Origin of the sequence: Streptomyces sp. NPDC090741, from assembly GCF_044769045.1 — a bacterium.
GTDB lineage: Bacteria > Actinomycetota > Actinomycetes > Streptomycetales > Streptomycetaceae > Streptomyces.
Window position 1 is genome coordinate 226235 of the sequence record NZ_JBIVXF010000006.1, and the last position, 14688, is coordinate 240922.

12 protein-coding genes and 1 pseudogene are annotated in these 14688 nt (G+C 72.4%); 4 read left to right on the forward strand and 9 right to left on the reverse strand.

What is annotated here, in order from left to right; all coding sequences use genetic code 11:
- Positions 1 to 213: 213 nt before the first annotated feature.
- The 4 genes and pseudogenes from ACIQU4_RS18635 to ACIQU4_RS18650 all read right to left on the reverse strand — a co-directional run bounded on the left by ACIQU4_RS18635 (position 214) and on the right by ACIQU4_RS18650 (position 4069).
- Positions 214 to 2031 (reverse strand): IPT/TIG domain-containing protein, encoded by a 1818-nt coding sequence (locus ACIQU4_RS18635; protein WP_403731493.1) that lies wholly within the window; start codon positions 2029 to 2031, stop codon positions 214 to 216.
- Positions 2032 to 2699: 668 nt separating this feature from the next.
- Positions 2700 to 3167 (reverse strand): hypothetical protein, encoded by a 468-nt coding sequence (locus ACIQU4_RS18640; protein ID WP_403731495.1) that lies wholly within the window; start codon positions 3165 to 3167, stop codon positions 2700 to 2702.
- A 130-nt stretch (positions 3168 to 3297) separates the two neighbouring features.
- Positions 3298 to 3495, reverse strand: a pseudogene (locus ACIQU4_RS18645) (hypothetical protein); the annotation flags it as partial.
- A 280-nt stretch (positions 3496 to 3775) separates the two neighbouring features.
- Positions 3776 to 4069, reverse strand: coding sequence for a hypothetical protein (locus tag ACIQU4_RS18650; protein WP_403731498.1), 294 nt, complete (start codon positions 4067 to 4069; stop codon positions 3776 to 3778).
- Between the two features lie 370 nt (positions 4070 to 4439).
- Here ACIQU4_RS18650 and ACIQU4_RS18655 point away from each other — a divergent pair, with 370 nt between their 5' ends.
- Positions 4440 to 5093: a TetR/AcrR family transcriptional regulator gene (locus ACIQU4_RS18655; RefSeq protein ID WP_403731501.1), complete on the forward strand. Its 654-nt coding sequence runs from the start codon at positions 4440 to 4442 to the stop codon at positions 5091 to 5093.
- A gap of 274 nt (positions 5094 to 5367) precedes the next feature.
- On the opposite strand, the gene ACIQU4_RS18660 is transcribed toward ACIQU4_RS18655, so the two are convergent.
- On the reverse strand, positions 5368 to 5805 hold the full coding sequence (locus tag ACIQU4_RS18660; protein ID WP_403731504.1) for a VOC family protein: 438 nt from the start codon (positions 5803 to 5805) through the stop codon (positions 5368 to 5370).
- Positions 5806 to 6017: 212 nt separating this feature from the next.
- Positions 6018 to 6545 (reverse strand): winged helix-turn-helix transcriptional regulator, encoded by a 528-nt coding sequence (locus ACIQU4_RS18665; RefSeq protein WP_403731507.1) that lies wholly within the window; start codon positions 6543 to 6545, stop codon positions 6018 to 6020.
- A 100-nt stretch (positions 6546 to 6645) separates the two neighbouring features.
- On the opposite strand from ACIQU4_RS18665, the gene ACIQU4_RS18670 reads away from it, so the two are divergent.
- Positions 6646 to 8052: an MFS transporter gene (locus ACIQU4_RS18670; protein WP_403731510.1), complete on the forward strand. Its 1407-nt coding sequence runs from the start codon at positions 6646 to 6648 to the stop codon at positions 8050 to 8052.
- A gap of 646 nt (positions 8053 to 8698) precedes the next feature.
- Here ACIQU4_RS18670 and ACIQU4_RS18675 read toward each other — a convergent pair.
- Both ACIQU4_RS18675 and ACIQU4_RS18680 read right to left on the reverse strand, forming a co-directional pair.
- The gene (locus ACIQU4_RS18675; RefSeq protein WP_403731512.1) at positions 8699 to 9730 is read right to left on the reverse strand and encodes a hypothetical protein; all 1032 of its coding nucleotides are present in this window, start codon (positions 9728 to 9730) and stop codon (positions 8699 to 8701) included.
- A 716-nt stretch (positions 9731 to 10446) separates the two neighbouring features.
- A complete protein-coding gene (locus ACIQU4_RS18680; protein WP_403732110.1) occupies positions 10447 to 11385 on the reverse strand; it encodes an alpha/beta hydrolase in 939 nt (312 codons plus the stop codon).
- 165 nt (positions 11386 to 11550) lie between these two features.
- Here ACIQU4_RS18680 and ACIQU4_RS18685 point away from each other — a divergent pair, with 165 nt between their 5' ends.
- Together ACIQU4_RS18685 and ACIQU4_RS18690 are read left to right on the forward strand one after the other, a co-directional pair.
- Complete coding sequence (locus tag ACIQU4_RS18685) at positions 11551 to 12132, forward strand: TetR/AcrR family transcriptional regulator (RefSeq protein WP_403731515.1); 582 nt, start codon at positions 11551 to 11553, stop codon at positions 12130 to 12132.
- 165 nt (positions 12133 to 12297) lie between these two features.
- Positions 12298 to 13530, forward strand: a complete 1233-nt coding sequence (locus ACIQU4_RS18690; RefSeq protein ID WP_403731517.1) for an MFS transporter — start codon at positions 12298 to 12300, stop codon at positions 13528 to 13530.
- 338 nt (positions 13531 to 13868) lie between these two features.
- On the opposite strand, the gene ACIQU4_RS18695 is transcribed toward ACIQU4_RS18690, so the two are convergent.
- On the reverse strand, positions 13869 to 14357 hold the full coding sequence (locus ACIQU4_RS18695) for an isochorismatase family protein (protein ID WP_403731519.1): 489 nt from the start codon (positions 14355 to 14357) through the stop codon (positions 13869 to 13871).
- Positions 14358 to 14688 lie beyond the last annotated feature (331 nt).

Genomic DNA, 14688 nt, shown 5'->3' on the forward strand with positions numbered 1-14688 from the left:
CCCGGTACGAGGGGCCCGAACTCATCCGTCGTCCACGACTCGTCCGGCATCCTGCGAACCCCCTGCCGGATCTGCCGGGCGCGGACTCGTTGGCGGTGGAGTCGGTTGGGGGCACGGCGCCCGGTGGCCCCGAGGATCGGCGCGGCGCGGCCCCGCGAGCCTGTGGGCTCGCGGGACCGGGGCCGATCCTGAAGGCGGGTGTCGTCCCGGGCGTCAGGGGCAGGTGGCCAGGAGGACGGAGACGACCGTGCAGGTAGCGGTGGCACTGTCGTTGAGCGGGTTGGGGTCGGACGGAGCGGACACCGTACGGGTGGCGCTGACCGAGACGCGGCCCAGCGAGAGCAGGCTCAGCGGTACCCGGAACGTCTTGGCCGAAGCGGCGCCGGCGGCGATGGTGCCGTAGCCGCAGGTCACGGTGGTCCCCATGGCGGTACACCCCGGGGACAGCGCGGTGGCGGAGGAGCCCTGCTGAAGGGTCGCGGTGAGGGTGGCCGAAGTGACCGTACCGGGGCCGGTGTTGTGGGCGGTCAGGGTGTAGGTGAGGTACGGGACGAGGAGGCTGAGGCCCGGCTGCGCGGCCAGGTCCACGTCGATGTCGGCGGGCGGGAGCTGGTAGGTGTACCGGGCCACGCCGGCCACGGCGCTGGTCCCGCCCGGCGTGGTGACCTGCACGTCGACGAAGCCGGCGGCAGCGTGCGCGGGTGCGGTGGCCGTGCAGGTGGTGGCGGTGCAGGACAGGGCGCCGGCCGGGTTGCCGGGGCCGAAGGTCAGCGAGGTGGCGCCGCTCAGACCGGTGCCGGTGACCGTGACGACGGTCCCGCCGTCGGTCGGGCCCGCGGAGGGGCTGAGCGATGTCACCACGGGTACGGGAAGGTAGCTGTAGCGGACGGCGGGGGACGTGGCACTGGTGCCGGCGGGCGTGGTGGCTTGTACGTCCACCGTCCCGGTCCCGGCCGGCGCGGTGGCGGTGCAGGAGGTCGGGGTGCAGGAGACGCCGGTGGCGGGGTTGCCCGCGCCGAAGGTGATGACGGCGCCCGCCAGATCGGTGCCGGTGACCGTCAGCGCCGTGCCGCCTGCCGCGAGTCCGGTGTCCGGGCTGATGCCGGTGACCGTGGGCGCGTCGCGGTGGAAGGCGAACACGATCCGACCGTCCGCGGCGTTGGCCCCGTCGGTCAGGATGACCGGTGAGCCGGGGACCGTGCCGGAGACCAGGCTCGATCCGCCGCCTCCGCCGCCGCCTCCGCCACCTGTGGTTCCGTACCGGCCGCCGGCACCGCCCCGGCCTCCGCCGCCGTAGCCCGCTCCGCCGCGCCCGCCGGCGCCGGTCGGATTGAAGACACCTTGCGCGGCGGCGCCGCCGGAGCCGTTCGGGTAGGCGCCGGACGAGCCGTTCGCGCCCTCGTTGTCCGCGCCCTGCCCTCCCGTCCCCGCCGCCCCGCCTGCGGTGTCGGTGCCCGGGCCGCCGCCCGTACCGCCCTGCGCGTCCGGGACCAGGCCGTGGCCGTCGGCGCCCGCGCTGCCGCTGTCACCGCCGCCCGCTCCCGGGTAGGCCGGGGAACCGATGCCCGCTCCGCCCGCGCCGCCGCCCGAACCGGCCGTCAGAAAGGGGCTGTTGGAGGCCGTGGTCACCGCGACGAGGGCGCCGCCGGACCCGGACGCTCCGAACTGCGGGTTCGCAGTGGCGTTGGCGCCGCGGCGGCCGACGGTGACGTTGAACGTCTGCCCGGCAGTCACGGGAACGGTCGCCACGAGGTGCGCGCCCTTGCCGCCCGGTGTCCCGTCGAAGGCGCTCCCGCCTCCGGCGCCGTCGAGGGTGACCACGGCGCTGGACACGCCGTCGGGCACGGTGAGGCTTCCCGAACCACCCGCCGTGCAGGTGATCGTGGTGACGGCATCCGCCATGACCGGGGCGGCGCACACCCCTTCCGCCACCGCCGGAACCTCCAGAACCGCCAGGCTGCCCGCGGCCAGCGCGGACGACGCGGCCACTGCCAGCAGCCGGTGGCGCCACCGGGATCTCGGTCCGCTCACCACAGCAGTCGATGACATCGAAGCCTCCCCCTCAGTTGCGCCCGGCGGCGGCCGGAGGCGAAGACTCCTGGGAAGCCGCGGCCGGACGCTCCGGCACGACGAACCGGAGCGCCGTCCCGCACACGGAGCCGCCGACGTTCGCCGGTATCACCGGGCCCCTCGCGGGGCGGGGACCTGTGACACCGGCGGAAGCATCGCAGCCGCTGAGCCGGGACGCGGGCGAAACGCCAGATCATGCCGTTGGCCTCGGCGAAATCGCCGAGCGAGGGGACGGGGGCGTTTACGATACGAAGTTCCGCCCCGACGCCGCTGTTTCCCGAGCCCGCCGCCGGCCCGCCTCGTCGGGGTGCAATCTCCCCACCGGGCCTGGCAGGCGATGGTCGGGGCGGCCGTACGGGCGGCCGAGTCCCAGCGGGGCACCGCGGTGCGCTGCGCCGACGTCGACCGGCTGGGCGGTCGCGGCCGGTTCACCACCGCGGCCGGGTACCGGCCCCACACCGCTGGCCGCCCTCCCTCTCCCCCGCCCCGGGCCCGCAACGACGTCGGCTACGGGCCCGGTTCGTGGTGTGATCGGCCACGCTCATGCCAACTTCCAAGAGGCGCCTCACGGCAGCAGCCCGCTCACTCCATGACAGCCGTGAAGACGGCTCGCCCGCGCCGACTGCTCATCACTGCGTGCGCCCGGTAAGACGGGCGCGGCGGGCGGCGGCGAGGTCGAGCACATCGATGGCGGTCCGGGGCGGGCTGTCGATATTGACGGCGTGGCTGCGCAGTATCGAGACCAGATGCCGCCCGACCGACGGGGCTTGGGCGGGGATGCCCCGGTCGAGGGCGGCGTCGAGCATGCCGGCGAGCTCGCGGGTGTGGTGGGCGAGGGCGGCGGCAGCGAGCCGCGCGGCCTCGGCGTGGCGGTGGCGGCGGGTGAGCTGCTGGGTGAGGGTGGCGAACGCTTCCCCGGGCAGGGCGGCGAGAAGCTGCTCGGCGTCGAGCTCGTCGGCGAGTCGGCGCAGCATGGCGGCGGCCGTGGCGCGCGGGAGGTTCGAGCGGACGTCGGCGGGGCCGTGGTTCGGAAGAGTGACGATCAGGCGATGAGTGTCGAGGGAAGCGAGGGGGACGACATCGGGTGTGCGGTTCACGGGGGCGGGGCTCCTGTCCGGGGTCGAGATACTGCTCACGCGCGGGAGGGGCCGCGACGGGTCGCGCGGACCGGTCGCGGCGAGGGCTGGAACGGCACATACGAGCTCTGTGGGGCCCACGGGTCGTCAGGACGATGGCGCGGGTTCTGGGGTCGATGGTGGCGGCGGCGTTCTCGGCGGCCCGGCGCCGTACCGAGCAGGTCAGGAACAGGCTTTCACCGTCCTTCCATTCATTGGTCTGCATTACGAACGTGCGCGGGGTGAATCTGAGTTCGGGGTGAGTCTGAGTTCGAGGTGAATCTCCTCCGAGTTGAACTGGGCCGGCCATCAGGGCACTTGGGCGGGGCATGCGGCATCGTCGGACAGCCGGAAGCGAACGCCGGCGAGGTCTTGGGACAGCAGCTCCCACAGCCGGCGGGCGGTGGTGGTGGTGTCATGGATGGCACACTCTCGGTTGCTCAGGACAGGCTCGCCGCAGAGCTGCAGCGGCCCGGCGGGCACGGAGCAGCCGGGTCAACGCTCCTTGGAGTGAGCGCGGCCGCCGTTGGCGCCGCTGGTGAGAACGTTGGTGTGGGTGGGGCCAGGGGCGACGACCGCGCTGCGCAGCCTCAGGCCGGCGACATCGGCACGGCGTTGCCGGTCGGGGGCAAGCTGGATGTCGGCGCGTCGCTGGGACTGCACGGGTAGGCAGATGTCGCGCGACAGTGGCGTTCGGCGCTGAGGTCGTCCGGGTCGAAGCGGGCGAATCGCCGGCCTTCGCTGCTGACGGTGACCACCCGCGCATCGGGCGAGGCGAGCGGATGGGGCCGCATCAGTCCGGTCAGGGCGAAGGTGTCCGGGTGGTTGATCCCGAACGGCGATTCGAGGCCGGCGGCGGTACGGGGAAACGGCACCATCGCCACACCTGCGTGGTTGACCAGCAGATCGAGCCGGGCGAGCCGGTCACGGTCCAGCCGTCGGCGAAGGCGCGTACGGAGGTAAGAGCGGCCAGGTCAGGGAGGCGCTCCTCGGCATGGGCGCCGGGTGCCTGAGCGAGTGCCGCTGCTGTGACCTGGACGGTGTCGCTGTCGGCTCTGGCGACCACCGCCGTCGGCGGGATTCATGGGAGATCGAGTCGAGGGTCCTCGTACGGGCAGCGCTGGGCATGGCCTTCCTTCTCGTGGGTGAGGGCGTCCGGCGCGCAGCTGGACAGAGACCGACATAACGCAACTACTAGTTGCGATAGGCTGGAGCCTGACACACAGCCGCCCGCTAACGCAACTAGGAGTTGCAATGGAGTTGGGTTCCTCCGGACCCGTCCGCCCGGTCGGACGCGGCCGCAAGGCACAGGCGGCGGTGCGCGCCGCCACCCTCGCCGAGTTGGTGGACCGGGGATATGCCGAACTGACCATCGAGGGCGTGGCTCAGCGGGCCGGGGTACACAAGACGACGCTCTACCGGCGCTGGAAGGACCGCGAGAGCCTGGTCGTCGACGCGCTCTCCGAGCATTTCGCCACCGACATCCCCACTCCGGACACCGGCACCCTTGAGACCGACCTGCAAGCAATCGCGCGTGCGCTCGTGCAGAGCATGACGGGCCCGGTGGGCAGGGCGGTGCAGACCGCGATGTTCTCCGATGCCCGCCGACTGCCAGAGATCGCCGAGGGGCAGCGGCGGGTCTTGGCAGATCGGTTCCGGCGGGCTGCACCCGTGGTCGCCCGCGCCATCGAGCGGGGCGAAGTCCCGGCAGGAACGGATCCGGCCGAGCTGTTGAAAACGCTGGCCGCTCCGATCTACTACCGGTTGCTTGTCAGCGCCGATCCGATCGGGGAGGACACCGCTGTCCAGGCCGCGCGGATCACGCTCGCCGCTGCCCGCGCCGGCGCGCTGACACAGGGCTCTGCCGCAGCCCTCGAGGCGACAGACGAGGACACCCGTCAGGAATGAAGGACAGCGTGCCGTGCCGCCGGGATCAGGTCCTCGGCTTACTGACGGGAGAGCCGACCGGCGACGGCTTGCAGCCGGCGTCGACAAGGACTTCCGCTGCCGGCCCGGCCGTCCACCAGGACGGGCGTGAGCGATGTCTGCGCAGTTGCCTGGCTTGGCCGGGCTGCAGAACAGCACGCCGCCGCCGTCGAAGCCACCGTCCGACTCCACAGCGACCGCCTCAAAACGGAAGCCCGCCTCGTGAAAGCACGAGGCCAACTGACCCGATCGGCAGTCAGTTCTTCTTCAACTCCTCGGCGAGCATCACAATGATGCCGCTGGGACCGCGGACGTACGCGAGCTTGTAGACGTCCTCATAGGTCGCCACACCGCGAAGCGGACGGCATCCGTGCTTTGCGGCTGCCTCAAGGGCTTTGTCGACGTCGTCGACCGAGAAGGCGACGCGATGCATGCCGATCTCGTTGGGACGAGTGGGCTCCGTCTCGATCGCTTCGGGGTGGATGTACTCGAAGAGCTCAAGGCGACCGTGACCGTCCGGCGTCTGGAGCATCGCAATCTTGGCGTGATTGCCATCAAGGCCGACGGCGGTGTCGGTCCACTCACCACTGACCGTGTCACGGCCGACGACCGTGAGGCCGAGGTCGGTGAAGAAGGAGATCGTTGCTTCCAGGTCGCGAACGGCGATGCCGACGTTCTCAAGTTTGATGGCCATGCGTTGCATGCTACCGAGCCGAGCCGATCAGGTACTTCCGGCAAGGACACAGCGGCGTACCGGGAAACCGTCGACGTCGACCGCGACCTGTCCACCGGGCACTTTCTGCTTTCTTGATCACTACTCGGAAAGCCCGCCTCGTGAAAGCGCGAGGTTGGAGGTTCCGCCGGGTGCGATCGCGGCGACCCCTTCGCTCCTGATCGCCGCCGAGTTCAGGAGCCTTCGATCGGCCCGGCCCGATCCCATCCAGGCGCCCGCACGTCGATCGTGAGACCTCCCGACCCGACCTCCTCACCGCAGGTCCGGCACGTCGACTTCAGATCGAGGTCGTGCTCACCGCCCTGCTCGGATCCGGGCCCGCCGCGATGCCGGAAGGCGACCGGCGGCGTGTCCACCGCCCAGCGATCGCCCCAGGCCAGCAGCGCGTGCATCACCGGTGCGAGATCGCGGCCGGCTTCCGTGAGGTGGTATTCGAAGCGCGGGGGGCGCTCGCTGTAGGCGCGGCGCTGGACCACGCCCGCCTCTTCCAGTGCGCGCAGTCTGGCGGCGAGGCGGTCGCGGGGGGCGCCGGTGTTGCGGACGATCCGGTCGAAGCGCTGGTTGCCGTAGAAGATCTCGCGGATCGCCAGGAGGGCCCAGCGTTCGCCGACGAGTTGCAGCGCGGCGGCCGCGGAGCACGGCCGACCGGGCACTTCGGGGTGCGGAACCGAGTTCTCGCCCTGCTTCGCGTTCGAGGTCATGTCCCCATCCTCCCCCGAGTCCGTTGTGTTTTCAAACTCACACGGCTAGCCTCCGACCATGACAGTTGGAATTTCAAACCCACAAAGGGTGTCCCGAGCCGTGTTCGCAACGGTTGCGGCCGCGGTCTTCATGTCGAACCTCGACCTCTTCATCGTCAACGTGGCCCTCCCGGCGATGGGCCGCTCGTTCGGCGGCAGCGGCCTCGGCTCCCTCTCCTGGGTCCTCAACGGCTACGCGATCGTCTTCGCGGCGCTCCTCGTAGTCGCCGGCCGCGTCGCCGACCGCTCCGGCCACAAGCCGGTCTTCCTGACCGGATTGGCGGTGTTCACCCTCGCCTCGGTCGGCTGCGCACTCGCTCCCAACGTCGGGACGCTGGTCGCGGCACGGCTCGTACAGGCCGCCGGCGCTGCGCTGCTGATGCCGACGTCGCTCGCGCTGCTGCTCGACACGACGGCGCCCGAGAAGCGCGCCGGGGCGGTGCGGGCCTGGGCGTCGATCGGCGGGATCGCCGCCGGACTCGGGCCCGTGGCCGGCGGGCTGCTGGTCGAGGCCGGATGGCCCTGGGTGTTCATCGTCAACGTGCCGGTGGGGATCGCGGCGTTCGCGCTCGGTGTCAAGGTGCTGCCGTCGCCCGGACGCGCTGGGGCGGAGAAGAGTCCGCTGCCCGACCTGTTCGGCGCCGTCCTTCTCACCGGATCGATCGCAACGCTCTCGCTCGGCCTGGTCAAGGCTCCTGACTGGGGTTGGACGAGCGCCGGCACCCTCGGCGGCCTGGCTGCCGCGGTACTGCTCGGCGTCTGGTTCGTCCTGCGCTCGGCCCGCCACCCCGTGCCGATCGTCGAGCTGCCGCTGCTCCGGGTTCCGGCGTTCGCATCCGCCGCGGCCGCTCTGACGCTGTTCACCGTCGCGTTCGCCGGAATGCTGCTGGGCGCGGTGCTGTGGTGCCAGGGCGTGTGGGGCTACTCGGCTCTGCGCACCGGCTTCGCCATCGCGCCGGGACCCTTGCTGGTTCCGCCGGTCGCATTGCGGATCGGGCCCGCCGTGGCCAGATTCGGTGCGGGCCGTATCGCGCTGGCGGGATCCGTCCTGTTCGCGGCCGGCATCCTGTGGTGGGCCGCGACGCTCGACACCGGCTCGGCCTACGCGGCCTCGCTCCTGCCCGGCATGATGCTGACCGGCCTCGGCGTCGGCATGACGATCCCGGTCCTGACCGGGGCGTCGGCGGCCGCCCTGCCGCCGGCCCGCTTCGCCACCGGCTCGGCCATCACCTCGATGGGCCGCCAGATCGGCGCGGTCCTCGGCGTCGCGATCCTGGTCGGCATCCTCGGCACCCCGGCCCCCGGACACTCTGTCGCCGCGTTCCAGCATGGCTGGTACGCGGTCGCCGTGGCGTCCCTGCTCGCCGCGTGCGCGACGGTCCCGCTCGTCCGCAAGCCGCGACCGGCCGCCACCAGGACAGCCGACGTCGCAGAGGCCGCGGAAGCCGCGAAGGCCGGCGCCGCCTGAGAAGCGAGTCCCGTCCTTCGCGGACCGCGCGGACCGCGCGGCCGCCGACCCGGAGCCGGCCTACCGGCTGCTCCAGCCGGCCGACGGCGTCATCGGGCCCACAGCGGCCGTGGGCGGGGAATCCGATCCACACGCGGGCTCCTTCGCAGTGGAAGGGGTCGGGTGCATCCTGCTCACCGCCCTGCGGGACGGGCCGCGGGACTCCCCCACCACCGGGGGCGCCGGACATCGCCCACAGCATCATCCGCTCCGTCACCATCCCGGACCTGGAGACGATGCGGGACGAGCACCTGGCGCCGGCCCCCCGCGATGCACTGCGCGCCCGCAACGCACCCAACCCCTTGACCGCTACCTGGACCAACTGGCTTTGTCGCCGAGAGCAAGCAACGGCTTTTGGTGGCACGCGTGAACGGTCTCTCGGCGACAGGAGACGTGTTGCCGAGTTCCGGAAACGCGCCGGTACCTGCTCGAAGCCCTTCTCGTGTGCTGGGCGAATCGGAACAGGTGGTGATGTGGTGGGCCGGATGCCGAGTGCCCGGGAGGCCCGGTACGCCCGGCATCCCGCCGCCGGCTCCGGGGCCGGGGCGGGGGCCGGGGCCGGCGTCCGCGCGTACCCGTGCGGTGGGCGCCGGGGTCCGTACGGCAGCTACTGGATGCTCGTGAGGTGCGGATGTCCCGGGTCGGCGGGGCAGGCGAAGACGTTCAGCTTGCCCCAGCGGCCCACCTGGACCTCGGTGGGCTCGCCGCCCCCGCCGACGGCCGGGTCCCGTTCCTCCAGCGGCATCCAGCTGCCGCTTCCGCCGTCCCACTCCGAGCTGGCGATGGTCAGCAGCAGTTCCATCGGGGCCGCGCAGGCCGGGCAGTCAGTGGCGGCGGCGTCGGTCAGGTTCCAGGACGCGTAGCCCCCGGCGCGCCAGCCGGGCGGGATGGACAGGTCGAACTGGTAGGTCGGCCAGTCCCATTCCTCCGCGTCCGCTTCCTCGGCCTCCTCTTCGAGGGCCTCTTCCCTGGCCTCGATCCGGGCGCACAGCTCTTCGGGCAGCAGCCCGGCGAAGGGGTACGTGACCACCTGCTCGGGGTGCAGCACGCACGGCTCGGGTACGTAACCCTCAAAGCCCACGACCTCCGGCACGGGCGGCTGCGCCATCGCCCTGACGACCTCCCACGACCGGCGCCAGCGGAGGTCCAGCAGCATGCCGGTCCGGTTCTCGCCGTGCGCGTCGAAGGGGCACCAGAACACCTGGAGCAGATCGCAGTCCTCCGGCCCCGCGAGCAGGTCGGGCACGTCCCGGCGGTACAGCTGGGCCAGAGCGATCATCGGGAGCGGATCCGTCTCCCCGCTCTCCCCCGCCGCCCGGTGCCTGCGCCTGAGCTCCTCCAGGAGCCGGCGCTCCTCGTCCGTGGGGCCGGAATCCGGGTCCCGGGCCCATGCGGCGGCCAGGAGCTGCCGCTCCCGGTGGATGTCCGCGGGGCGCCGGCCGCGCCCGTGTGGGTGCGGATCGGTGCACACCGGCCACGGCTCGTCCGCCGGCCAGAGCATCGGCCCGCCCACGGAGCTCACCGACGCGTCGGGGCTGCCCGGCCGCGGGTGCAGCCGGGTGGTCGTGCCGCGGTGGGCGGCGAGCCCGGGGAAGAGCACCTCGACGTCGAGCGGGCGCGGTGGCGTGGTCCTCGTCATGATCCCGAACCTTAAGGCCGCGGCCGCCTGGCCCTCAGCCGGCCGGTCGCCGAGCCGAGGGATCCGCCCCCGATGGTCGGGAGGTGTTCCTACCTTTCACCGACATCCCGGGTATTGGTGACCACGAATCGTTCCTGGACGCCGCAAACGACCGCGCCCGGAAATGGCCTACGCAGCCACCCGTCCGGCGGCTGGATGCGGCTGGATACCGGGGGCTGTCGGGGGCCGGCGGCCACGGGGCGCGCAGGGCAAGGCCGTGGCTCGGGACGGTCAGGGCGGCGAGGACGGCGTAGTGGTGCGCCAGGAGTAGTGGTCGGCGAGGAAGGCGAGAACTGCCACAGCCCCCACCGCAGCCGCCGAGGTCGGCGACAGCATCCACCCGCTGTGGTGAGATCCCAGGCGGCCGGTCCGCCCCCAGCAGCCAGGCTGCCGAACTGCCCAAGTTCGGTCAGCAGCGCGGTGCCGGTCTGGAGCTCGTCCGCTGTCCAGCCGCTGATGTCGAGCGGGACGCCGTCCAGCGGGCCGTAGACCCGGCCGCGCAGCAACTCCTCATCCCCGTCCATGCGTCCCGGCCTCCAGCCGCCACCGACTGCGCGGACTTGCCCGGAGTCGCCATGGGCTTGCCTGCGTCGCCGGTCTGACAGGTGACGTTGACCGCTCGGTTCGGGGCGCGGGGCGCCGGTGGACGCCGCGGCCCGTCCGTCGGACTCGTTTGGTCAGCGGCCGCCGGGGCGGCCGAGGGCGTCGCGGAGGAACTCGGTGATCTCCGCCCGTGCCGCCTCGGCCTGCGGCACTACGGCCGGCATGCTGACGAAGGCGTGCGTGGCCTCGGGGAACTCGGTCAGCCGCGCGGGCGTCCCGGCCGCGCGCAGGCGCTCGGCGTAGCGGCGGCCGTGGTCGGCCAGCGGGTCATGGCTCGGCACCACCACCAGCGCCGGGGCGAGCCCGGTGAGACTGCCGGCGTGCAGCGGAGACAGCGCACGGGGATCGGTTCCCGAGGGGACGGCGAGCCGGTGCAACAGGCGCAGTTGGGGAACGGTCAGGGTCGGGCTGTGGGCGTGCTCGGTGACCGAGGGATGGTCGAACATCGTCCCGGTCACGTCCGCGACGGGGTTGACCAGCACCTGCGCCCGCAGTTGCAGGCCGGCCTGCCTGGCGCGAATGGCGGCCAGGGCGGTGATCAGTGCGCCGCAGCTCTCGCCGAACACAGCGATGCGCGCCGGGTCGATGCCCCAGTCGGCGGCGTGCCGCACCAGGTGTTGGAGCGCGTCCCAGCCGTCGTCGGCGGCGGCCGACAGCGCAGTGTCCGGGGCGAGGAGGCGGTGCTCGACCGAGACGACGAGGGCCGGCAACTGAGCGGCGAGATGGCTGTTGATCCAGTCGCTCTGCACCGCCGTGCCCACGAACCCGCCGCCATGGACGTGGAGTACGAGGGGCAGGGCCGCCGCACGGTCGGCGGAGCCGGAGCCGGAGCCGGAGCCGCGTTCGCCCGCCGGCCGGTGGACCCGGACCGGCAGGCGGCGGCCGGGCAGCGCCAGCGACTGCCAGTCGATCGCGGCACCGGTGTCCGGCATCCCGGTGATCTCCCGCATCGCGGGCGACGCCCGCCTGCGGTTCTCCGCCTCACGGTAGGCGGCCAGTTCCTCGGCGGTCATCGCCGCCCAGTCCGGCTCGCCCCCCAATGCCTGCTGCCGCAACCCGCTGCTGCTCGCCGACGGCTGCCGCGCACCGCTGTCCCCGCCCATGCCTTCTCCTCCCCGAATGGTTTCGCTACCTTAGGTATCGATACCTAAGGTAGCGGAACTAGCTATGGTGAAGGAATGACTCGAACGCCTCCTCCCGCCCGACCGCCCGGACGCCCGCGCGCCGGCCTCGACGCCCAGGTCTTCACCGCCACCCTGAGCACGGTCCACGAAATCGGCTACGCGCGCGCCACGGTCGAGCGCATCGCCGCCGCGGCCGGCATCGCGAAGTCGACGGTCTACCGCCGCTGGCCGTCGAAGGGCTCGCTGATCGTGGACTGCCTCCTCGACGCGTTCGGCCCGGTTCCGCTGGAGGAGGGCGCCGACCGGGCCGAACTCATGTCCTCGACCATCCGCTGGATCGCGGCGAAGATCGGCGAGCCCGGGGTGGGAGACGCGTTCGCGGGCGTGTTCAGCGACGCCGTCAGCGACCCGGCCCTGCGCGACATCCTCTCCGCACGGTTGCAGGACCCCTACCGCCTCGCCCTCCAGGACGCGCTCGACGAGCCGGAGAACAGGGTCCTGTTCTTCATCGATACCGCCGTCGGCACCCTGCTCCACCGGATGGGCATGACCGGCGAACCGATGGCCGATGCCGATGTCGACGCCCTGGTCGCGATGATGCTGCCGCACTTCGCCCGCGGCGTCGGTCCGACCTGACGGTGGATCACCGACCCGGCAGCGCAGACCCATGCTGCGGCCGGCGCAGACGGCATCGGGCAGCAGCGCTCACAGGTGACACGAGGACGAGCCGGGCATCAACTCACGTACCACCCGCCGATCACTGACATTGACGATTCACGATTCACGAGAACGGGAGGCGCCGTGTCGCGCCCCGAACCACTGCCCCGCACCGCCCGCCTGCTGTTACTCGCCCGGGTCGTCAACCGACTCGGGGCCTTCTCACTGCCCTTCCTCACCGCGCTGATCAGCACCGACCACGGCGCGAACCTGACCGCCGCCGGGCTGGTCAGCGCCGCCTTCGGGCTCGCTACGATCCCCTCGCGGCTGGCCGGGGGACACCTGGCCGACCGAATCGGCCGGCGCACCACCATCGTGCTCGGGCTCTGCGGATGCGCCGCCGCACAGCTGGCGATCGCGGCCTCCGCGTCGCTCACCTGGGCGGTCGCCGGGGCGGTGCTGCTCGGGCTGGCCTTCGAGCTCTACGAGCCCCCGAGCCAGGCGATCATCGGCGAGTCCGTGCCGGAGCAGCACCGGGTGCGCGCGTTCAGCCTGTTCAGCGCCGCGCTCGCAGCGGGCGGCATGGGCGCCGGGCTGCTCGCCGCCCTGCTCGGCCGCTGGGACCTGCGCTGGCTCTTCGTCACCGACGCCGCCACCTGCCTGGCCTGCGCACTGCTGATCCGGCTGGCCCTCCCCCGCGACCGTCCCGAACAACCCGGAGCGAACCAGGAGAGCACCGCCGTACGACCGCTGCGCGACCGAGCCCTGCTGAGCGTCCTGGCCACCGGCACCGCCTACGCCCTGATCAACCAACAGACCGTGATCACCCTGCCGCTCGCACTCACGCGGCAGGGCCTGCCCGCCGCCGATGCCGGGCTGTTGTTCACCGCCGCCGCAGCCACCACCGTGCTCGCCCAGCCGCTGATCCGCCTGCGCTGCGCGACCCGGCTCACCACGCCCGTCGCACTCGCCCTCGCCCATCTCCTCCTGGCCGCGGGACTGACCGGCTACGCCCTCACCCGCACGCTGCCGGCACTGCTCGCCTCGGCCGCCGTGATGAGCCTCGGCGATCTCCTGGTCATGGGCCGCATCTACGCGCTCGTCACCGACCTCGCGCCACCCGGCGCAAGCGGCCGCTACCTGGCCGTCTTCGGTACCAGCTGGGGGATCGCCGCGACGCTCGCACCCGTCCTCGGCACCCAACTGCTCGCCCACGCGGGGACGACCGCACTGTGGTCCGCGATGGCCGCGTTCTGCCTACTGCTCGCCGCACTGCACCTTCGCGTGACACCGGGGTCCGCCCGGTCACCACAACGTCGCGCACCAAGGAAGCGCAGGTCAATCAAGCCAGTGGCTCCACCCGGCCTGCGACGCTGACCAACAGCAGAATGGACCGCCACTTGGTAGCCGTGGCGGCTGCGCGATGCGCTACACATCGGGCAGTAGCCGCCACAAGCCCTGAAGGCCGACGCGGCGAGTGTCCTCGACGTGTCGACGCCGGCAGGGGGTCGCGCGTACGGCACCGGGGCACTGGCCGAAGAGCGTCGACCGCTTCCGGGCGGACAGAGCATCAGGCATGGCCGCACGCTACGGGCACCCCACCAGGGCGCCCCGCGACAAGCCGGGGAGCGGCGTCAGTGGGGGCCGGTCGGCCGCCCGCTGCAACGGTCCGGACACGGGCGCCACCCTGCGGGGTGGGCCCGGCTGAGCCGGGGTCAGCTGTAGTCGGCCGCGTTCCGTACCTCGCCGAAGCGCGGGAAGCTCCGCTCTACGGTGAACTCGTGCTCGTCCGCGGCCAGTCCGGACATCGCGTCGGCCACGAACTCGAGCTCATAACCGTGGTCGGCCGCGGCCCGGGCGGTGGATTCGACGCCCATCGTGGTGACCAGCCCGGCGAGCACCACGGTGTTCACGCCGAGCTTGCGCAACTGCTCGTCCAGGTCGGTGCCGTAAAACGCTCCGATGGTGCGCTTGACCACCACGATGTCGCCGTCCTCCACCAGGTCTTCGGCGAAGTCGCTGCCCGGCGGCTGCTCGGCGACGTTCGGGCGCTCCACCCGGACCATCACCACCGGCTGTCCGCTCGCCCGGAACGACCTGGCCAACGCACGGCAGCGCGCGAGCACTTCGCCACCGGAGTGCGGTGCGAGCGGGAGGGCGATGATGCGCGGCATCAGGTCGATGAGGATCAGTGCGGAGGTCATGGCGACGATCGTAAGGCCGTTCGGTCCACCGGGAGTTGGCCGGCAATGGCATGGGAACCAATGGACCCGGCCCTCCAGGTGTCGCGGCGGTATGAGGCGGCCCGTTACGACGCCCCGGGCGCCTCCTCGGCCGCCGAGCGCCGCATCGCCGCGGAGGGGCCCCCGCGGCGGGCGAGGAGGACGGCCACTGACGCCCGGACCGGCTGCCGGCGGACCGCTCGGAGGCGGGCGAGGCCTGGGTTAAGCCACCTGGTCCAGACAGCGGAACTCCCCCACTGCGGCCGCGGCGCCCCGGGGCACAGCACGGACCTGAGTCCGGGGCGGACGGCCC

Bases quoted from the DNA above. Each gene is read 5' to 3' on its own strand.
- ACIQU4_RS18655 (WP_403731501.1), top strand. From the start codon at position 4,440: ATGGAGTTGGGTTCCTCCGGACCCGTCCGCCCGGTCGGACGCGGCCGC.
- ACIQU4_RS18660 (WP_403731504.1), bottom strand. From the start codon at position 5,805: ATGGCCATCAAACTTGAGAACGTCGGCATCGCCGTTCGCGACCTGGAA.
- ACIQU4_RS18665 (WP_403731507.1), bottom strand. From the start codon at position 6,545: ATGACCTCGAACGCGAAGCAGGGCGAGAACTCGGTTCCGCACCCCGAA.
- ACIQU4_RS18675 (WP_403731512.1), bottom strand. From the start codon at position 9,730: ATGACGAGGACCACGCCACCGCGCCCGCTCGACGTCGAGGTGCTCTTC.
- ACIQU4_RS18680 (WP_403732110.1), bottom strand. From the start codon at position 11,385: ATGACCGCCGAGGAACTGGCCGCCTACCGTGAGGCGGAGAACCGCAGG.
- ACIQU4_RS18685 (WP_403731515.1), top strand. From the start codon at position 11,551: ATGACTCGAACGCCTCCTCCCGCCCGACCGCCCGGACGCCCGCGCGCC.
- ACIQU4_RS18695 (WP_403731519.1), bottom strand. From the start codon at position 14,357: ATGACCTCCGCACTGATCCTCATCGACCTGATGCCGCGCATCATCGCC.